This window comes from Niallia oryzisoli (assembly GCF_036670025.1).
GTDB classification, from domain to species: domain Bacteria; phylum Bacillota; class Bacilli; order Bacillales; family Cytobacillaceae; genus Bacillus_BD; species Bacillus_BD oryzisoli.
Genome location: NZ_CP137640.1, coordinates 5,995,178 through 6,013,721, shown reverse-complemented (window position 1 = coordinate 6,013,721; position 18,544 = coordinate 5,995,178). Strand labels below are relative to the sequence as shown.

Annotated in this window: 19 protein-coding genes; 16 read left to right on the top strand and 3 right to left on the bottom strand. The window is 42.2% G+C overall.

All coding sequences use genetic code 11. The features are described from left to right. The first annotated feature begins 123 nt into the window (after window positions 1-123). The 9 genes from R4Z09_RS29895 to spoIIR all read left to right on the top strand — a co-directional run bounded on the left by R4Z09_RS29895 (window position 124) and on the right by spoIIR (window position 10,196). On the top strand, window positions 124-981 hold the full coding sequence (locus R4Z09_RS29895; protein ID WP_338450243.1) for a class II fructose-bisphosphate aldolase: 858 nt from the start codon (window positions 124-126) through the stop codon (window positions 979-981). Between the two features lie 154 nt (window positions 982-1,135). Continuing rightward, the gene (gene fsa, locus R4Z09_RS29890) at window positions 1,136-1,780 is read left to right on the top strand and encodes a fructose-6-phosphate aldolase (RefSeq protein ID WP_338450242.1); all 645 of its coding nucleotides are present in this window, start codon (window positions 1,136-1,138) and stop codon (window positions 1,778-1,780) included. A gap of 528 nt (window positions 1,781-2,308) precedes the next feature. Then, entirely contained in the window at window positions 2,309-3,595 is a 1,287-nt protein-coding gene (locus R4Z09_RS29885) for a UDP-N-acetylglucosamine 1-carboxyvinyltransferase (protein ID WP_338450241.1), read from the top strand. A gap of 152 nt (window positions 3,596-3,747) precedes the next feature. Next, the gene (glpX, locus tag R4Z09_RS29880; RefSeq protein ID WP_338450240.1) at window positions 3,748-4,710 is read left to right on the top strand and encodes a class II fructose-bisphosphatase; all 963 of its coding nucleotides are present in this window, start codon (window positions 3,748-3,750) and stop codon (window positions 4,708-4,710) included. A gap of 383 nt (window positions 4,711-5,093) precedes the next feature. Continuing rightward, window positions 5,094-6,359: a transcription termination factor Rho gene (gene rho / locus R4Z09_RS29875; RefSeq protein ID WP_338453399.1), complete on the top strand. Its 1,266-nt coding sequence runs from the start codon at window positions 5,094-5,096 to the stop codon at window positions 6,357-6,359. Between the two features lie 310 nt (window positions 6,360-6,669). Next, a complete protein-coding gene (rpmE, locus tag R4Z09_RS29870; protein WP_071393270.1) occupies window positions 6,670-6,870 on the top strand; it encodes a 50S ribosomal protein L31 in 201 nt (66 codons plus the stop codon). A 275-nt stretch (window positions 6,871-7,145) separates the two neighbouring features. Next, on the top strand, window positions 7,146-8,216 hold the full coding sequence (prfA, locus tag R4Z09_RS29865; protein WP_338450239.1) for a peptide chain release factor 1: 1,071 nt from the start codon (window positions 7,146-7,148) through the stop codon (window positions 8,214-8,216). Window positions 8,217-8,219: 3 nt separating this feature from the next. Further along, window positions 8,220-9,083: a peptide chain release factor N(5)-glutamine methyltransferase gene (prmC, locus tag R4Z09_RS29860; protein WP_338450238.1), complete on the top strand. Its 864-nt coding sequence runs from the start codon at window positions 8,220-8,222 to the stop codon at window positions 9,081-9,083. 168 nt (window positions 9,084-9,251) lie between these two features. After that, window positions 9,252-10,196 carry a stage II sporulation protein R gene (gene spoIIR, locus R4Z09_RS29855; protein WP_338450237.1) on the top strand — a complete coding sequence of 315 codons (945 nt, stop codon included), beginning with the start codon at window positions 9,252-9,254 and terminating at the stop codon, window positions 10,194-10,196. A 140-nt stretch (window positions 10,197-10,336) separates the two neighbouring features. Here the strand turns inward: spoIIR and R4Z09_RS29850 are convergent, their stop codons facing one another. Next, the gene (locus R4Z09_RS29850; protein WP_338450236.1) at window positions 10,337-11,302 is read right to left on the bottom strand and encodes an MFS transporter; all 966 of its coding nucleotides are present in this window, start codon (window positions 11,300-11,302) and stop codon (window positions 10,337-10,339) included. Window positions 11,303-11,317: 15 nt separating this feature from the next. Next, a complete protein-coding gene (locus R4Z09_RS29845) occupies window positions 11,318-11,530 on the bottom strand; it encodes a hypothetical protein (protein ID WP_338450235.1) in 213 nt (70 codons plus the stop codon). 485 nt (window positions 11,531-12,015) lie between these two features. Between R4Z09_RS29845 and R4Z09_RS29840 the strand changes: the two genes are divergently transcribed. From R4Z09_RS29840 to R4Z09_RS29825, 4 genes are all read left to right on the top strand, one after another. Next, a complete protein-coding gene (locus R4Z09_RS29840) occupies window positions 12,016-12,459 on the top strand; it encodes a hypothetical protein (RefSeq protein WP_338450234.1) in 444 nt (147 codons plus the stop codon). A 143-nt stretch (window positions 12,460-12,602) separates the two neighbouring features. After that, entirely contained in the window at window positions 12,603-13,646 is a 1,044-nt protein-coding gene (locus tag R4Z09_RS29835; RefSeq protein WP_338450233.1) for an L-threonylcarbamoyladenylate synthase, read from the top strand. Between the two features lie 194 nt (window positions 13,647-13,840). After that, on the top strand, window positions 13,841-14,317 hold the full coding sequence (locus R4Z09_RS29830) for a DUF2975 domain-containing protein (RefSeq protein ID WP_338450232.1): 477 nt from the start codon (window positions 13,841-13,843) through the stop codon (window positions 14,315-14,317). Window positions 14,318-14,327: 10 nt separating this feature from the next. Continuing rightward, entirely contained in the window at window positions 14,328-14,540 is a 213-nt protein-coding gene (locus R4Z09_RS29825; RefSeq protein WP_338450231.1) for a helix-turn-helix transcriptional regulator, read from the top strand. 101 nt (window positions 14,541-14,641) lie between these two features. Here R4Z09_RS29825 and R4Z09_RS29820 read toward each other — a convergent pair whose 3' ends face one another. Then, window positions 14,642-15,340, bottom strand: coding sequence for a polysaccharide deacetylase family protein (locus tag R4Z09_RS29820; RefSeq protein ID WP_338450230.1), 699 nt, complete (start codon window positions 15,338-15,340; stop codon window positions 14,642-14,644). 622 nt (window positions 15,341-15,962) lie between these two features. Between R4Z09_RS29820 and R4Z09_RS29815 the strand changes: the two genes are divergently transcribed. The 3 genes from R4Z09_RS29815 to R4Z09_RS29805 all read left to right on the top strand — a co-directional run bounded on the left by R4Z09_RS29815 (window position 15,963) and on the right by R4Z09_RS29805 (window position 18,476). Continuing rightward, window positions 15,963-16,517 (top strand): manganese efflux pump MntP family protein, encoded by a 555-nt coding sequence (locus R4Z09_RS29815; RefSeq protein ID WP_338450229.1) that lies wholly within the window; start codon window positions 15,963-15,965, stop codon window positions 16,515-16,517. 155 nt (window positions 16,518-16,672) lie between these two features. Beyond that, window positions 16,673-17,125 carry a low molecular weight protein arginine phosphatase gene (locus R4Z09_RS29810; protein WP_338450228.1) on the top strand — a complete coding sequence of 151 codons (453 nt, stop codon included), beginning with the start codon at window positions 16,673-16,675 and terminating at the stop codon, window positions 17,123-17,125. A 55-nt stretch (window positions 17,126-17,180) separates the two neighbouring features. Beyond that, entirely contained in the window at window positions 17,181-18,476 is a 1,296-nt protein-coding gene (locus R4Z09_RS29805; protein WP_338450227.1) for a methyl-accepting chemotaxis protein, read from the top strand. Window positions 18,477-18,544: the final 68 nt, after the last annotated feature.

Sequence of the window (18,544 nt, the reverse complement as noted above, 5' to 3'; positions counted from 1 at the left end):
TTTGCAATGGATTTTTATTCCTTCGTTCTATATAAACTTAAGTACATACTTTCAGCTTTAGATGGAAAACTGAAATCATATGCATTATATGGAATGAACACTTAAGAAAAGGGAGGAACACATATGCCTTTAGTTTCAATGACTGATATGCTGAAAAAAGCACAATCAGAAGGCTATGCAGTAGGCCAATTTAACGTAAATAACCTTGAGTACGCTCAAGCGATTCTTCAGGCTGCAGAAGAAGAAAAATCACCGGTAATTCTAGGAGTTTCTGAAGGTGCAGGCCGATACATGAGTGGATTCAAAACCGTTGTCAAAATGGTTGAAGGTTTATTTGAAGATCTAAAAATCACTGTTCCAGTTGCGATTCATTTAGATCATGGTTCTAGTTTTGAAAAGTGTAAAGAGGCAATCGATGCTGGCTTTACATCTGTTATGATAGATGCATCACATCACCCATTTGATGAAAACGTTGAAACCACTTCAAAGGTTGTTGAGTATGCTCACTCAAAAGGTGTTTCTGTTGAGGCTGAGCTTGGAACAGTTGGCGGACAGGAAGATGACGTAGTAGCTGACGGCGTTATCTATGCCGATCCAAAAGAGTGTGAAGAGCTTGTAAAACGTACAGGTATCGACTGCTTAGCACCTGCACTTGGATCTGTTCATGGTCCATACAAAGGTGAGCCAAACTTAGGCTTTAAAGAAATGGAAGAAGTTAAAGTTGCTACAGGTGTACCACTTGTACTTCACGGCGGAACTGGAATTCCAACAAAGGATATCCAAAAAGCTATTTCATTAGGTACAGCAAAAATTAATGTGAATACGGAAAACCAAATTGCTTCAACAGCTCGTATCCGTGAAATTTTAGATACGGATAAAGAAGTGTATGATCCACGTAAATATTTAGGACCAGCACGTGAAGTAATTAAAACTACGGTTATTGGCAAGATCCGCGAATTTGGTTCTGCTGGTAAAGCATAATCGTAATGTTTTTTTATAGGAAACCGCCTTATCATAAGGCGGTTTCAATGCATTAATACATATCATGATGTGATGCTTGGTTTATTTACAAACCTTTTGCAAACAATAAAATGGCATTACTTATTAAAATTTTTAATCCGAAAGGGGTATACTGATGAAGTTTTTTATCGATACTGCAAATATGGAAGAAATCAAAGAGGCGCATGAACTAGGGATTATTTCCGGTGTTACGACAAACCCTTCCCTTGTAGCAAAAGAAAAAAATATTTCTTTTCATGACCGCCTGCGTGAAATTGCAACTCTTGTTCCTGGCTCAGTAAGTGGAGAAGTAATCGCATTAGATGCTGAAGGCATGATTAGAGAAGGGAAAGAATTGGCTGCTATTGCACCAAATATTACAGTAAAAATTCCAATGACTCCAGATGGAATGAAAGCTGTTTCCGTTTTGTCAAAAGAAGGAATCAAAACAAACGTAACGCTTATTTTCAGTGCCAACCAAGCGTTGTTGGCTGCTAGAGCAGGTGCTACATACGTATCACCATTCCTAGGCAGACTTGATGATATCGGCCATAACGGACTGGATTTAATTTCAACGATCGCTGAAATCTTTGCCATCCATGGAATTGAAACAGAAATTATCGCCGCTTCTATCAGACACCCACAACACGTAACGGATGCTGCATTAAGAGGTGCACATATCTCAACTGTTCCATTCAAAGTTATTCAGCAGCTATTTAAGCATCCTTTAACAGACAAAGGAATCGACGCATTCTTGGCTGATTGGAAGGGTAGAGAATAGACTGAAAAGCGGAGGTGGCTTGCCCAGACCCGACAGGCATAAGACGAGCCGGCATGAAGGTTGTTCTTTAACCTTCTTGACGGATTGGCTTATGACCCCGAGGGTCTAGCCACCGCAGCTGGATCGATGAAAAGCGGAGGCGTCTTGCCTCACTGTAAACCCGGACGCGCCATGTTCCAATAGGACTTGGCGCTTCCACTCAATTAGTGCCGCAGCCAACATCTTCAAAGCAGCTGATTTCCTAACCAGCACAGCCAAAACTCGAGGATGACTGATGCCAAGTCAGCCCTTTCCCCAAGTAAACCTTAAGAATTACTTTTCCAGCATAGTATTTTCAGAAAAATTTTAGTAAAATAGGGAAAAATTTTTCCAATTTGATAGAAGTAGCTTATTTTTTGTGTAAAATAAAGAATAGGTGTGTGAAAGATAAATAATAACAATTAAGCCTTCGAAAAAAACAAGCATGATCTTCTGATATGTGTAAGAAGAATAAATATAAGTACAACATGACTTTGAAGGGAGTTCAAAATGGAAAAATTAATGATTGCAGGCGGCTATCCGTTAAAAGGGACAGTTCGGATCAGCGGTGCTAAAAATAGTGCGGTCGCATTAATTCCAGCCACTATTCTCGCTGATTCTCCTGTAACGATTGAAGGGCTGCCTGATATCTCTGATGTCCAGATTTTAAAAGGATTACTTGAAGAAATTGGCGGGAAAGTGGATTTCACCGACAATGATATGACGGTTGACCCTTCAACAATGATTTCCATGCCCTTGCCGAACGGAAAAGTCAAAATGCTTCGCGCTTCCTATTATCTAATGGGGGCAATGCTTGGCCGTTTCAAAAAAGCTGTTATTGGATTGCCTGGCGGATGTCATCTTGGCCCGCGCCCAATCGATCAGCATATTAAAGGGTTTGAAGCACTTGGAGCTTCCGTAAGCAATGAACAGGGTGCAATTTATCTTCGTGCTGACGAACTGAAGGGGGCTCGGATTTACCTGGATGTTGTTAGTGTCGGGGCAACAATTAACATTATGCTTGCGGCCGTTCGTGCGAAAGGACGTACGATTATTGAAAACGCAGCAAAGGAACCAGAAATCATTGATGTGGCCACATTGCTGACCAATATGGGAGCAAAAATTAAAGGTGCCGGTACCGATGTAATTCGGATTGATGGGGTAGACACGCTTCACGGCTGCCGTCACACGATCATTCCAGACCGGATTGAAGCAGGAACGTATATTATTCTCGGCGCAGCTGTCGGTAAAGGAGTGCTGGTGGATAATGTGATTCCACAGCATTTAGAATCATTGCTTGCAAAGCTTCGGGAAATGGGCGTCCATATTGAAGTGAATGATGACCAAGTCTTTGTCCGCTCGGTAGAAAAAATGAAAGCAGTCGACATCAAAACGCTTGTGTATCCAGGTTTTCCAACGGACCTGCAGCAGCCGCTTACTTCTCTATTAACAAGGGCAGAGGGGACAAGCATTGTCACCGATACAATTTATGGTGCTCGCTTTAAACATATTGATGAGCTAAGGAGAATGAATGCAACGATTAAAGTAGAGGGACGCTCTGCCGTTATTAATGGAACAATTCAGCTTGAAGGGGCAAAAGTGAAGGCGAGTGACCTGCGGGCAGGCGCTGCACTTGTGATTGCCGGTTTAATGGCTGATGGAGTGACAGAAGTAACGGGACTTGAACATATTGACCGCGGATACAGTCACATGGTAGAAAAACTAAACGGTCTTGGTGCCACCGTTTGGCGTGAAAACTTATCCAAGGATGAAATTGAAGAGACGAAAAATGCTTAGGTGCTTGTTTGCTGGATATGCAGTGTTTTCTTCAGGTGCCGGTACTTGATAGCTTTTACGGCGGCGCTTGAAAATAATAAAGCGGAAACTCTATTATAGAGAAAATGACATCTATGGTGGTTACAAAGGGAAATACTAAGGGGGAAATGAAAGTGGAAAGAAGTTTAACAATGGAATTGGTTCGTGTGACAGAGGGTGCAGCGCAGGCATCTGCGCGTTGGATGGGCCGCGGAAAAAAGGATGAAGCAGATGATGCTGCAACAACCGCAATGCGCGATATTTTTAATACGGTTGACATGAAGGGTACAGTTGTTATCGGTGAAGGGGAAATGGATGAAGCGCCGATGCTTTATATCGGGGAGAAGCTTGGAACGGGTATGGGACCTGAAGTTGACGTAGCTGTTGACCCGGTAGAAGGTACAGAAATTCTTGCTGCCGGTGGCTGGAACGCACTTGCTGTTCTTGCAATTGCGGATAAAGGAAACCTGCTGCACGCTCCTGATATGTATATGGATAAAATTGCGGTTGGACCAGAATGTGTCGGCTGTATCGATATCAATGCACCTGTTATCGATAATCTGAAAGCAGTAGCAAAAGCAAAAAATAAGAATATAGAAGATGTCGTGGCAACGATTTTAAATCGCGAACGCCATGCTCACATCATTCAGCAGATAAGAGAAGCCGGTGCCCGGATCAAGTTAATCGAAAACGGTGACGTGGCTGGAGCCATTAATACGGCATTTGATTTTACCGGCGTTGACATTTTATTTGGAGCCGGCGGAGCGCCTGAGGGTGTCCTTGCTGCTGTTGCTTTAAAATGCCTTGGCGGAGAACTTCAAGGAAAATTACTTCCGGAAGACGATGCGCAATTACAACGCTGCTTAAAGATGGGTGTAGATCCAAGCAAAGTCCTTTTGATGGATGATTTAGTCAAGGGTGACGATGCTATTTTTGCCGCAACAGGTATCACAGACGGTGAATTACTGCGTGGAGTTCAATTCAAAGGCTCACATGCAACTACACATTCAGTCGTTATGCGTGCAAAATCAGGAACAGTCCGTTTCATTGAAGGCAGACACAGCTTAAAGAAAAAACCAAACTTGGTTATTGGTTAATTTTTAATAAATAAAAAGAGCACCTTCCCGGGCATCAGGGCAGGTGCTCGCAATAGCCTTCCGTGTATAGATAAATCTATACTTTCCTTTCAGAAGAGTAAAAGCAGCAGCTAGCAGCTACTTTCTGAAAAGCTGCTGCACTTTCATATAGATCAAGATCATTTCATTCCCTATTTTAAAAAATAAATATTGTTTAGTTTCGCAGGAGAGGGTAAAATAAACATTATTTTTGTCTTCAAATATTCAAACTCACGTATAAGACATTCTTCAAAAGTAAGAACCTCAAGCAACTAATAAAATCTTCCTTTTGCCTTTCATAAACTACTGCCTGAATGTTCTGCTCGTGGAGGGAATGATTGAAAATTCAAAAGAGTGGTGGAATCATGGGATTAAATATATCAAGTTTAGAGAATATGAAGTTAAAAGAGCTATACGAATTAGCTCGAGAATATAAGGTATCGTATTACAGCAAGCTTACAAAAAAGGAATTAATTTTCGCCATTTTAAAAGCACGTGCCGAGCAGGAAGGGTACTTTTTCATGGAAGGTGTCCTCGAAATCATTCAATCAGAGGGCTTCGGATTCTTAAGACCAATTAATTACTCTCCAAGTTCAGAGGATATTTATATTTCTGCCTCTCAGATCCGCCGCTTTGATCTCAGAAACGGGGATAAGGTATCGGGTAAAGTCCGTCCGCCAAAAGAAAATGAACGGTATTTCGGCTTACTGCAGGTTGAAGCAGTAAATGGTGATGACCCTGAAACATCGAAGGAACGTGTTCATTTTCCAGCCTTAACACCTTTATATCCAAACCGACAAATGAAGCTTGAAACAACACACAAAAATATTTCAACGCGCATCATGGATGTCGTGGCACCGGTCGGTTTCGGCCAGCGCGGTCTGATTGTCGCACCGCCAAAAGCAGGGAAAACGATGCTGATTAAAGAAATCGCCAACAGCGTAACAACGAACCATCCGGAAGCAGAATTAATCGTACTTCTAATTGATGAACGCCCGGAAGAGGTAACAGACATTGAACGCTCTGTTGCCGGCGATGTTGTCAGCTCAACCTTTGACGAAGTACCGGAAAACCACATTAAAGTAGCAGAGCTTGTGCTGGAACGTGCGATGCGCTTAGTTGAGCACAAACGCGATGTTGTTATTTTAATGGATAGTATTACAAGATTGGCGCGTGCCTACAACCTTGTGATTCCGCCAAGCGGACGTACACTGTCAGGGGGGATTGACCCGGCAGCGTTCCATCGGCCGAAGCGCTTCTTCGGGGCTGCCCGTAATATTGAAGAAGGCGGCAGTTTAACGATTTTGGCAACAGCGCTTGTTGACACAGGCTCCCGGATGGACGACGTCATCTATGAGGAATTCAAAGGAACTGGTAATATGGAGCTTCATCTGGACCGCTCGTTGGCAGAAAGAAGAATCTTCCCGGCTATCGACATTCGCCGTTCAGGTACACGTAAGGAAGAGCTTCTGATTCCAAAAGACCGTCTTGACCTATTATGGGCCATCCGTAAATCAATGTCAGACGCACCAGACTTTGCCGAGAAATTCCTTCGTAAGCTAAAGCAGACAAAATCAAATGAGGATTTCTTTGCTACGTTGAATGATGAGATGAAGGCGAAACGTTCGTAAGTAATTGGATTTGCCACTTTAGCCGATACTATTTTAAAAAAATTACTTTGTTAAGAACAATTTGATTTTTATGCACTTGTTGATTGCAGCGGAAGGCACGCAGACTCCCGCCGGAAAGCGAAGTGCCTGGAACGGAAATCAACAACCCTGTTTAACAGAGTTCAAAATAGGAATAAAACAGAAGTTGCATTTCAAAATAGTCCTTGCTATAATATGAAGAGTGTTTTTCAGTAAAAAATAGCGTACAATCGTAACGCTGTAACATATAACTCTGTTTCGAAAGATTCAGGGCGGAAGGAGCTGAAAAGGAATGAAAGCAGGAATTCATCCTAATTACAAAAAAGCTACAGTGAAATGTGCTTGTGGTAACGAATTCGAAACTGGCTCAGTTAAAGAATCAATCCGTGTTGAGACATGTTCTGAATGTCACCCATTCTACACAGGACGTCAAAAATTCGCTGAAGCCGGCGGTCGTGTTGATCGTTTCAACAAAAAATACGGTCTTAAGTAATAAAAAGCTAAAACAAAAACAGGCAAGTTTCAGTCTTGCCTGTTTTTTGATGTTCAGAGATTTGGAAGCAGGAGAACCGTCCCCCTGCTTCAAAAAGCAGAGGGACGGTTCTTTTGCTTCCAAAATAGGGTTTTGACGAAGAAAAATGCCTATACTATAATTAGAATGCTATACATTAGAACGAATTGCGTAAGGTGCCGGGAATCCAATCAGCACCGACTTTTTACGCTTAAAATACTTATATGTTTTATTTTTATTAAATGAGGTGAATGACCATGTTTGATCGTCTTCAAGCTGTGGAGGATCGCTATGAAAAGCTGAACGAGCTGTTAAGTGATCCAGCCATTGTTAGTGATACAAATAAACTACGTGACTATTCAAAAGAGCAGTCCGATATACAAGAAACTGTTATGGCTTATCGTGAATATAAAGAAGTGAAAGAGCAATTAAATGATGCAAAGGAAATGCTCGATGATAAGCTTGACCCGGAAATGCGGGAAATGGTGAAAGAAGAGCTTTCTGAATTAGAAGACCGCATGGAAGAGCTAGAAGCAAGGCTTAGAATTCTGTTAATCCCGAAGGATCCTAATGATGACAAAAACGTTATCATGGAAATCCGCGGTGCTGCTGGCGGTGACGAGGCTGCATTGTTCGCTGGTGACTTATACCGTATGTACAGCAAGTTTGCCGAAGTGCAGGGCTGGAAAACGGATGTCATCGAAGCAAGTACAACAGGTGTCGGCGGTTATAAAGAGATTATTTTCATGATTAACGGAAAAGGCGCTTATTCTAAGCTGAAGTTTGAAAATGGAGCACACCGCGTACAGCGTGTTCCTGAAACAGAATCAGGCGGTCGAATCCATACATCAACTGCAACAGTTGCGGTTCTTCCTGAGACAGAGGAAGTGGAAGTAGAGATTCATGATAAGGATATCCGTGTCGACACATTTGCTTCCAGCGGACCTGGCGGACAAAGTGTTAACACCACGATGTCAGCCGTTCGTTTAACACACTTGCCAACAGGGACCGTTGTTTCCTGTCAGGATGAAAAATCGCAAATCAAGAACAAAGAAAAGGCGATGAAGGTTCTTCGTGCCCGCGTGTACGATAAATTCCAGCGTGAAGCGCAGGCTGAGTATGACCAGCAGCGTAAATCAGCTGTCGGTACAGGTGACCGCTCTGAGCGTATCCGTACTTATAACTTCCCGCAAAACCGCGTTACAGACCACCGAATTGGACTGACCATTCAAAAGCTTGACCAAATCCTGCAAGGGAAAATTGACGATATCGTTGATGCCCTTATTTTAGAAGAACAATCAAGCAAATTGGAAAGTGCAGAGGATTAAGATATGACGAAAATATATGAAGCTCTTCAATGGGCTTCTTCTTTTTTAAAAGAAAAAGAACGTGACGAAAATGCCGGTGAATTATTGCTGCGTTTTTTCTTACAAATGGATCGTACAAAGATGCTGGCGAATCTGCGTGAGGAACTGGATATTGAGGTGGAAAACCGTTTCCACGGGGCCGTGGAGCTTCATGGTGAGGGGACACCGGTTCAGTACATAATCGGCCATGAGGAGTTTTACGGCCGTACCTTCCGTGTGAATGAGTGTGTGTTAATCCCAAGGCCTGAGACAGAGGAACTTGTGCTTGGGGCACTTACGCGGGTGTCCCAGCGGTTTGGCGGGGATCAATCTATGGATGTGGTTGATATCGGAACAGGCAGCGGGGCGATTGCCATTTCGCTAAAATTGGAGCGCCCCGAACTTTCGGTGACTGCGAGCGATATTTCGGAGGGAGCTTTGGCTGTTGCTCATGGAAATGCGGAACGGCTAGGTGCTGATGTTGAATTTGTAAAAGGAGACCTGCTGCAGCCGTTTATCGAGGCAGGGCGGAAGTTTGATGTGGTGATTTCTAATCCGCCGTATATTCCACTTGGAGATAAGGTGGATATGTCCGTTGTCGTCACAGCGCATGAACCACATACTGCCCTGTTTGCCGGTGAAGACGGCCTTGATTTATACCGCCAATTTGCCGAAGAGCTTCCTATTGTGCTAAAAGAAAAAGCAATGGTTGGCTTTGAAGTAGGCGCCGGACAAAGCAAAGCCGTCTCCGGGCTGCTGCAGAAGGCATTCCCAGAGGCTCATATAGAAACGGTCTATGACATTAACGGGAAAGACAGAATGGTGTTTATGGAAATCGGCGTTGATTGACACGGTATCAGGCACCGCAAAAGGACAAAATGACTAAAAATGTCCACTTGCGGTGCCTGACACCGTAAATGGACACCACCCGCAAATCTATTAAAAATTTTACTTATTTGCTAGTTTAAAAATCCGGCATCCTGTCCACAATGGGTTAGTGAAGGGACGGTGCCATATATGAAACGTAAAAATCTAGCAATCATTTATTTATTTATTTTATCAATTGGTACAGTTTTAAGTTTATATATTCCGAAAAATGAAGTAACGGCGAACGATGCCGTAGTTATTCCCAATGATGCAATTCGTCTTCGCATTCTCGCTAACAGCGACAGTAGCGAGGACCAGGCTGTTAAAAGATTGGTCAGAGACGAGGTCAATAAAGAAATAACAAAATGGGTATCTGACCTCACTTCCAAAGAGGAAGCAAGGAAAGTTATTAAATCTGGTATTCCGGAAATTCAGAAGATCGCCGAAGAGGTTTTGGCTGAAGAAAATGTGAACCAAACGGTAAAGGTCGAGTTTGGCAAAGTAGATTTCCCAACTAAGCTTTATGGACAATTCTTATATCCTGCAGGGCAGTATGAAGCGATTCTGATCACGCTAGGCGAGGGCACAGGCGCTAACTGGTGGTGTGTGCTATTCCCGCCGTTATGCTTTCTTGATTTTTCAAGCGGAGTAGCTGTTAGTGAAGGGTTTGATGAAGAAGAAGAGCGGTCTGCTGAAAAGAAGTCTGATAAGCAAAAGTCCACTGATAAAGAAGATGGTGCTGTAGAATCTACTGTACAAGAGGATGCCCAAGAAAAGGCTATAGCAGAAGAAGTTACCGAAACAGCAGCAGTCAGTGAAGTAGCAGTTGAGGAAAAAGATCAGCCAGTAGATAAAAAAGAAACTCAAAATCAATCACCTGAAAGCAAAGAAACCCCAAAACCATCAGTTGAAAAAGAAGCCGAGTCTACTGTGAAAACAGAAGATAAACAAGACAAGCCTGCTTCTGCAAAAGAAGATGTTGAAACAAAAGCAAAAGACAATAAAAAACAGGCTCCTGTTTACACAAGTGAAGATGAACAACCAGTTGAAGTGAAATTTTTTGTGAAGGAAATTTGGGATAGTTTATTTGGTTAAAAAAAGGAAAGAAGATGATCTTCTTTCCTTTTTGGTGCGCTCTAATTACGGTTCGATCAATCATGAAGGTCGGTTTGCCTAAAATAAGCAGCATCTCTAAGGAGGCCTTTGCCAAGCTTGCTCCTCCAAATGAGCCATTCTTATACCGTCCGTTTAAGTTTTAAAGTATTAGTGCTTCGTCCGTGTAAGAAATAATATAAGAAGAAGCAGATAAATAATACGACGGCCATACTTACATACATTCCGCGGTAGCCAATGGATGGCACGAGCATGCCAAGGACGAAAGGACCGATACCGATTCCTGCATCTAAAAAGATAAAGTAGGTGGAGGTAGCTAATCCCATGTGTTCCTTTGGTGACACTTTAATTGAAATCGCCTGGGCACTGGCTGAAAACGTCCCATAGCCAAGACCAACAAGCCCTCCGGCTATTAAAAGTGCAATGCCTTGATGTGCTTCACCTAGGATAAGCAAACCAATCGCAAAGGAAATGAATGACGGATACATGACCCAATTTTCGCCTCTTTCATCAAACAGCCGTCCTGTGAACGGTCTGGAAGCGACAGTGAATAAGGCATAGACAACAAAGAAGAAACTGCCGATGTTAGCTAAGTGAATTTCCTGTGTATAGGCAGTGAGAAAAGTTAAAATACTTGAATACCCAAAAGCAACAAAAAAGGCAATAATGGCAATTGGAATGGCTTTTACCTCAAAGAAATGCTGAAGTGAGAATCCACCCTGTTTTTCCACCTTTTTCTTTGTAGATGTTACTTGTGGGACCTTTAAAAAGAAGATGGTTATAAAACTAATGACTAACACAATTGAACATAAAATGAAATTACTCATCAGCCCTATCTGATGGGTAAGCATCATTCCTAAAAAAGGACCAAAAGCCGCCGCAAGGACAACACTTAAGGCATAATAGCCAGTTCCTTCTCCACGGCGTTCATTTGGAATAATTTTGGCAACAATGGTTCCTGTTGCAGTAGACGCCATTCCTAGCGCTGCTCCATTTAAAAATCGATTAATTAGCAAGAATGAAAAATTGGTTACGATAAAATATAAACAGGTCGTAATCAGGAAAAAAATAAAGCCAATATAAAGCATTTTCTTCCAGCCAACCTAGTCAATCGATTTTCCGGAAAAAAGGCGGGCAATCAGTGTTCCGATGACAAATATCCCGGACGCAAGACCAGCCTCGCTTGGTGTTGCTAGAAATTTTTCCGTAGCAAATGTTGTTAAAGCGACCATTAATAAATAAAAGGTAAAGTAAAGAAAAAAGTTTGCTATTGAAACAATCAAGAAATCTTTTGTCCACAATTTAACCTTATTCATATTTTCTCCCCACCCTAAAAGTTTTTTATTTTATTTTTTCCTGTAATCCCTTGGTAATACCCTTTCCAATTGCTGAACAGTTCTAGTAATGGAAGTTTTTTAACATTAAGGGCTGGTATAAAACATGGAAAAAACTTTGCATGGCATGATCTCCTTTTAAATAGTTACCCTAGGTAACTTTAATGATAATTACTATACTTCTTCTTGTGAAATAGTCAATAATTGGACACAACTAAATGATTAAATAATCTTGGTAAAACAACTAAATGCAAAATTAGCTGTCAGAGCAAACAGCATGGAGGAAAAAGAAGGTATTTAGCATTTCTTGAAAAACGTGCTGCTGCTTATATATAATGAGTAATACTTGAACAAACCATTGTTCTCCTATAATTTTGTGCTTTTATGCTTTTAGCTAAAATAAAGGTTCTACTTTCTCTATTTTTTCATATTAATAGTTTATCGATATGAAATTAGGAGGGAGTTGTATGAGCGCTGTAATACGGTGTGCACTCACAGATGATGTGGATAACTTGGTGACATTTCTAGAGCGGGCCGGTCTGAGTACAGAAGGGGTGGTGGGAACCATTGATTCATTTCTCATCATGGAGGATGAAATGGGTGATATTCAGGCAACAATTGGCATTGAGCAGTTTGGCGAGGTTGGCCTGCTGCGCTCGCTGGTCATGACATCGCAAACGATGAAAAATGATGTGTATATTTTATTTGAGCAAATTTTCCTCCGAGCTACGGAAAAGGGCATGTCTGAAATCTTCATGGCCACCAATAAGCTTGGTGCGATCAAGCTGGTTGAGCTCCTTGGTTTTCAACAGATTAAGAAGTCGGAGCTGCCTCTTTCTCTATCCGAAGCAGGACACGTTCAACACATTCTAACTGTGGATAACTCGGTATTTTTAAAGATATCGCTCTAAAAGTTGTTAATATCCACAAAATTATCCACAAAATTAAGGTTTTTATCCACAATTTGTGGATAAGGCTTGAGTTGTACACCATCTTCTTTTATACTTTCAAAGGAAATTAGCGTAAATTTTGGTATTTTTGAAGGTGGATAATAATGAATACAAATTATTGGTCAGTGGATAAGTTTGTGGATAATCTGGAAAATTATCCACAGATTCAACAGGCCGCTGATTTTTTAGCAAAAAATGAAGTAGTTGCGTTTCCAACTGAAACCGTTTATGGGCTGGGCGGAAATGCGAAAGAGGATTTAGCAGTCGAAAAGATTTTTGCGGCAAAAGGACGTCCGAGTGATAATCCGTTAATAATTCATATTGCTGAGCAAAGCCAGTTAACTGACTTTGTGACAGAGATTTCAGCGAAGTCACAGCTCTTGATGGACCGCTTTTGGCCGGGTCCGTTGACGATTATTTTTCCGTTGAAAAAGGGATTTATTTCCAAAAAGGCAACAGCTGGATTGGAGACGGTTGGAGTTAGAATGCCGGATCATCCCGTGGCATTGGCAGTTCTGAAGGCATCGGGATTGCCGATTGCTGCTCCAAGTGCGAATCGGTCAGGAAAGCCGAGTCCGACAACGGCTTTGCATGTAAAAGAGGATCTGGACGGAAGGATCGCGGGCATTGTGGACGGCGGTCCAACAGGTGTTGGCGTAGAATCAACGGTCATTGATTGTACGACGGAAATCCCGGTCATTCTTCGTCCGGGCGGTGTCACGAAGGAACAGCTGGAAGCGGTGGTCGGGGAAGTACATGTCGATCCTGCTTTGAGCGATGAAAAGGAAGCGCCGAAAGCTCCGGGAATGAAATATCGCCACTACGCACCGGATGCGCCGCTTTATCTTGTCGATGGAACAAGGGAAGAAATTCAAAAAAGGATCAATGAACAGCGGGGAGAAGGCAAAAAGGTGGGCGTTCTCACGACAAAGGAGAACGAAACCTTTTATGATGCGGACTTTATTTTTGCCTGTGGCGAACGAGGACGTTTAGAAACGGTTGCCCATTCGATTTATGAAGCTTTGCGCAGCTTCAATAAGCAGAACATCGACCTGATTTACAGCGAGATGTTTCCGAATGAAGGTGTCGGAAATGCTATTATGAACCGGCTCATGAAGGCGGCAGGGCAGCGAGTGATTAAAGGGTAAAAAAAGGTATCTGAAATTGGGCCAGTGGTTGGCTCAATTTTGGATGCCTTTTTTTGTTGTTGTGGATAAAGGGAAGAAGCTGTGAATAAGTCTGAAAATAGTGGAGTAAGTTAATCTTATCAATAAAAATTTATTGATAAACGATAAGCCACATGGTAAATTCAAATAGACAATAAATTGGTGAGGTGCTTTTTATGAAACAAGTATCAACACTCTTTTTAAAAATAGCTATTTTTCTTATTGGAACTCCAGTTCTTGCGTTGAGTATATTTGGGATGTTTTATTTAGCGAAAAATCCGGCAATTCCAGATTATGCCCAAATCCTCTATCCCATCGTAATCGGGATGTATGTATCGGTGGTCCCGTTTTTCGCTGCCTTGTATCAGGCTTTAAAACTTTTGAGCTATATTGACAAGAACGAAGCTTTCTCTGAATTGTCGGTTAAAGCTCTCAAGAAGATCAAAATATGTGCTATGATCATCAGTGGTTTGTATGTGGTCATTTTGCCGTTTGTTTATCTCGTTGCAGAGCTGGATGATGCACCCGGTCTCATCATCATCGGAATGGTTCCTGTTTTTGCTTCAATGGTGATTGCTGTCTTTGCTGCTGTTCTTCACAGACTGTTACAAGAAGCGATTGATATCAAATCGGAAAATGAATTAATCGTTTGAGGTGAAAACAATGGCAATAGTAATTAATATTGATGTGATGCTGGCAAAAAGGAAAATGAGCGTAACAGAACTTTCGGAGCGGGTAGGAATCACCATGGCAAACCTTTCGATATTAAAAAATGGAAAGGCAAAAGCGATCCGATTTACCACTTTAGAGGCGATTTGTAAGGCTTTAGACTGTCAGCCGGGAGATATTTTAGAATACAGAAACGATGAAGGTTAATAGCATAAAATAAACGCTGATGCAGGCAGAAGCATCAGCGTTTTCTTATGTGATGGTAATTTTTGTTCGCACTGGCGAAACGTAACTCGATCATATGTTTTTTATAATTTCTGCAATTCATCGACGGTTACAAATGTATAGCCTTTTTCCTGCAAGGATTGAATGATCCCCTCGATGGTTTGCAGTGCTTGCACCAAGTCTCCATACATCGGATGGACGAGAATAATCGACCCCGGTTTTACATTTTCCTCAACATATTTTACCTTGTCCGATGCAGCACTGTAATAGCTGTCGGGTTCGAGATTCCAAGTGATCGATTCTTTGTTATGTTTTTTTAGATAATAAGGCAAACCGACGAGCTTTTTTCCGTATGGCGGACGAAAGTCGATGTCGCCTTCATAGCCAGCCTCTCGAATCAATTGATCCGTTTTTTCAAGTTCTTCTTTTATAAAAGAAGGCGTTTTGAACACCATGCGGTTATGTGAATAGGTGTGATTTCCAATTTGGTGGCCTGCCGCAGCAATTTGCTCAGTACCTTCTGGATATTTCTCGATATCCTGGCCAATGAGAAAAAACGTCGCTTTCACATTGTATTTGTCCAATAAGGGTAAAATTCCATTAACGTTTTCAGTTGGTCCATCGTCGAAGGTCAAAGCAACCACTTTTTTGTTCGTTTCCACCTGTGAGGTGAGACCGCCAAAAAGCTGAAAGTCGCGTGATGTCGCTAATTGATACGTACCGTAAAACAGTAGGAGAAAGACCAAAATTCCTGCCCCAGTAAAAAGTAACTTTTTCTTCATGGAAAGTACCTAGCTTTCTATAAGAATGTATGCCAACCTATTATAGCAACTCTGGAATAAACAAAGTAGATGATAATTTATTCAGTCATGGGAAGTGGTTTTCAACAGGTTGTACACATATTCAGAGGAGTGGTTCGTTCTGAGCCGGAAAAAGGTACTTTTCAACAGAGTATCCACATATTCAACTATTAGCGGGTAAAAAAGCCGCCAGATTTCCATGCCGCTGCTTCGTTATCAACAAATCATCCACAGATTAAGTGCAATTTGAAGTGGAAAGTTGTATTTTCTAACAAAAAAGCAAACTTTTTATGGCGATATCCACAAATATAATTATTCTTTATTTGTTTTTCCGAAAAAAATCTGTGGATAACCTGCAGTCTGAATGGAATCCGCCGTTTTTGAGGGTTTATCCGCGGAATTCGACTACTTATCCTCGGATATTAACGATATATCCGAGGTTATTAACCACATATCCACACTTTTACATTTACTGTAAAATTATAGACTGTGGATAGCCGCTATTACTCAATCTAAACATCACTCCACCGGGCAAAAAATCTCCCGCTTCTAATTCTACTCGGACTTGCATATGTTGAAATAGCACGTCCGAGGGGGAATTGGGATGCCGCCAATTATTGGGGAATTCATTACGATCATCATTATGGCTTTTGCACTGGGCATGGATGCTTTTTCAATCAGCTTGGGGATGGGGATGTATAAGCTGAGGATGCGGCAGGTTTTTTACATTGGAATGACGATTGGTATTTTTCATATCTTTATGCCGTTGTTTGGAATGGTGGCCGGCCGCTTTTTATCAGATCAGTTCGGGACTGTTGCCGTTTATATTGGCGGTGCGCTGCTTATGATTTTAGGAGTGCAGATGATCTGGTCAAGCCTGGGGAATGATGATGCAAGACTAATCACGCCTGTCGGTTTCGGTTTAATTTTGTTTGCGCTCAGCGTCAGCCTCGATAGTTTTTCGGTGGGGCTTTCCTTGGGCATATACGGGGCGCAAACGGTGGTCGTTCTGGCCTGCTTCGGTGCAGGTGCCACGCTTTTATCGTGGTTCGGTTTACTAATCGGTCGCCGCGTTCAAGATTGGCTTGGGAAATATAGTGAAGTGCTGGGAGGCGCAATCCTGCTTTTCTTCGGAATCAAGCTGCTGTTTCCTCTGTAAAATACACCCGTTGATGGGTGTATTTTTCTTACGCTGTTATTTTTTAAAAGTAAAATATAATTAACCTCAATCTGTTAATAACTAGAAAAAGTTCATCATATGTCTATGGAACTAGATAGAATTATTTTATAATCTTATATAAAGGAGATGGTGACATGACTTGTGTGTTATTTGTTTGTACGGGAAATACGTGCAGAAGTCCAATGGCCGAATCGATTCTCAGAAACATGGCGATTCCGGGGATTGAAGTGCGGTCAGCGGGAATTTTTGCGCAAAAGGGGAGTGCCGCTTCGACAAATGCAAAAAGGGTATTAGATGAACAGGAAATTCCGCACGACCATTCGGCATCGATGCTCGATGATTCGCTGGTGGAGTGGGCTGATTTTATTTTAACGATGACAACCGGACACAAAGACAACATTCTGGTCAGATATCCAAACGCTCGATCAAAAACATTTACCTTAAAGGAATTCGCCAAATTAGACGGGCATCCTGATATTGCTGACCCGTTTGGCGGCCCCGTTGACATCTATAGAGAAGCCTTTCAGGAAATCAAGGAAACGATTGAAAAGGCAGCAGAATTTTTACAGCAAGATCATTCGCAATAAGAAAACAGAAGCAATATTACAACAAAAGAATTCTTAACAGGGAGGCAGCAAAAGAGTGCAGGAGAGACGACAATATAAATGGGGACTGAGAAAGCAGCTTGTTGTGTTCACAACAACGTTAGCGATTATTACCTATACAACCAGTGCATTTATTATTTATTTTGTGTACCCGTTTGTCAAAGACTTTATTGATTTTGGCGAAATCACGTTTACGATTATCACGTTATTACTAGGGATCATTTGGTCGGGGATTCTGGCCTTTATTGCTGCCGGCTTTATCATTAGTCCGCTGAAGGTACTGGAAAAGGGTGCGCTGCAGGCAGCAGCCGGTGAAATCAGCCGGGATATTGATGTGGCAAAATCAGACAATGAAGTTCGTTCGCTGGGGATTGCTTTTAACCAAATGCTGGAAAGTCTACGGGGCATGGTTCAGAATATTGAATGTAATTTTAACGAAACGAATCAAAAAGTGATGGAGATTTCTGCAGAATCGGCAGCAGCATCGCAGCAGGCAAATGCCATTGCCTCTACGATTACCGAAATTGCCGCCGGGGCTGATCATTCAGCAGTGTCCATTCAAGAGACGGCTGAAGCTATGGAGGAGGTTAGCCGCATCGCCGCGCAGGTGGAGGATAAGGCTGTAACCTCTGAAACGCTGTCAGTTGAGATGGTGAAGGATTTACATCATTCCAAGCAGGTAATCCAATCCCTGATTTCTGGAATCGAAAGCCTTGCAAACGATCATCAGTATTCACTACAAACGGTCAAGCAATTAGAGGAAAATGCCGGTCAGGTGGAGCGTGTGATTGGGCTTGTTGGGGAAATCGCGGCGCAAACGAATTTGCTGGCGTTAAATGCATCAATTGAGGCAGCACGGGCTGGTGAGCATGGAAGAGGGTTTGCCGTTGTCGCAGATGAAGTGCGCGGGCTCGCTGATGAAAGCGCACGGGCTGTTAAGGAAATTACCAGTCAGGTAAAAACGATTCAGCAAGGCGTGCAGAATGTTGTTCATCAAATCACAAAACAGGTAGAAAATGCTGCCCTTGAGGTAAAAAAAGGTACGGAAACGAATACAGCGCTGGAGGAAATGACAAGCAGCATTAATCAAATGGCTGCCGCAACCTCTGAAATTAAGCAGCTTGTGAATAACCAAATGGCTGGTATCAAAGCGTTGTCGAACCAGTCTGAGGCAGTTGCCGGGATTGCTGAGGAAACGTCCGCCGGCACGCAGGAAGTTATGGCTGCGATACAACAACAGACCGCCGTTATGGCCAGCGTCGAGCAGCTGACGGCTGAGTTAAAAGAGCAAGCGGAAAAATTGAAAAGTACGATAACCAGGTTTAAAGTATAAGGGGAAAATACTGGAATAAATGTGCTATTTATTTTTGAGTGAATATGACAAACTAATATGAGAGAGAA

What these genes read in the sequence shown, in the direction of transcription:
- R4Z09_RS29895 (WP_338450243.1), top strand. Translation starts at nt 124, where the DNA reads ATGCCTTTAGTTTCAATGACTGATATGCTGAAAAAAGCACAATCAGAA.
- fsa (WP_338450242.1), top strand. Translation starts at nt 1,136, where the DNA reads ATGAAGTTTTTTATCGATACTGCAAATATGGAAGAAATCAAAGAGGCG.
- R4Z09_RS29885 (WP_338450241.1), top strand. Translation starts at nt 2,309, where the DNA reads ATGGAAAAATTAATGATTGCAGGCGGCTATCCGTTAAAAGGGACAGTT.
- rho (WP_338453399.1), top strand. Translation starts at nt 5,094, where the DNA reads ATGGGATTAAATATATCAAGTTTAGAGAATATGAAGTTAAAAGAGCTA.
- rpmE (WP_071393270.1), top strand. Translation starts at nt 6,670, where the DNA reads ATGAAAGCAGGAATTCATCCTAATTACAAAAAAGCTACAGTGAAATGT.
- prfA (WP_338450239.1), top strand. Translation starts at nt 7,146, where the DNA reads ATGTTTGATCGTCTTCAAGCTGTGGAGGATCGCTATGAAAAGCTGAAC.
- prmC (WP_338450238.1), top strand. Translation starts at nt 8,220, where the DNA reads ATGACGAAAATATATGAAGCTCTTCAATGGGCTTCTTCTTTTTTAAAA.
- spoIIR (WP_338450237.1), top strand. Translation starts at nt 9,252, where the DNA reads ATGAAACGTAAAAATCTAGCAATCATTTATTTATTTATTTTATCAATT.
- R4Z09_RS29850 (WP_338450236.1), bottom strand. Translation starts at nt 11,302, where the DNA reads ATGCTTTATATTGGCTTTATTTTTTTCCTGATTACGACCTGTTTATAT.
- R4Z09_RS29845 (WP_338450235.1), bottom strand. Translation starts at nt 11,530, where the DNA reads ATGAATAAGGTTAAATTGTGGACAAAAGATTTCTTGATTGTTTCAATA.
- R4Z09_RS29840 (WP_338450234.1), top strand. Translation starts at nt 12,016, where the DNA reads ATGAGCGCTGTAATACGGTGTGCACTCACAGATGATGTGGATAACTTG.
- R4Z09_RS29835 (WP_338450233.1), top strand. Translation starts at nt 12,603, where the DNA reads ATGAATACAAATTATTGGTCAGTGGATAAGTTTGTGGATAATCTGGAA.
- R4Z09_RS29830 (WP_338450232.1), top strand. Translation starts at nt 13,841, where the DNA reads ATGAAACAAGTATCAACACTCTTTTTAAAAATAGCTATTTTTCTTATT.
- R4Z09_RS29825 (WP_338450231.1), top strand. Translation starts at nt 14,328, where the DNA reads ATGGCAATAGTAATTAATATTGATGTGATGCTGGCAAAAAGGAAAATG.
- R4Z09_RS29820 (WP_338450230.1), bottom strand. Translation starts at nt 15,340, where the DNA reads ATGAAGAAAAAGTTACTTTTTACTGGGGCAGGAATTTTGGTCTTTCTC.
- R4Z09_RS29815 (WP_338450229.1), top strand. Translation starts at nt 15,963, where the DNA reads ATGCCGCCAATTATTGGGGAATTCATTACGATCATCATTATGGCTTTT.
- R4Z09_RS29810 (WP_338450228.1), top strand. Translation starts at nt 16,673, where the DNA reads ATGACTTGTGTGTTATTTGTTTGTACGGGAAATACGTGCAGAAGTCCA.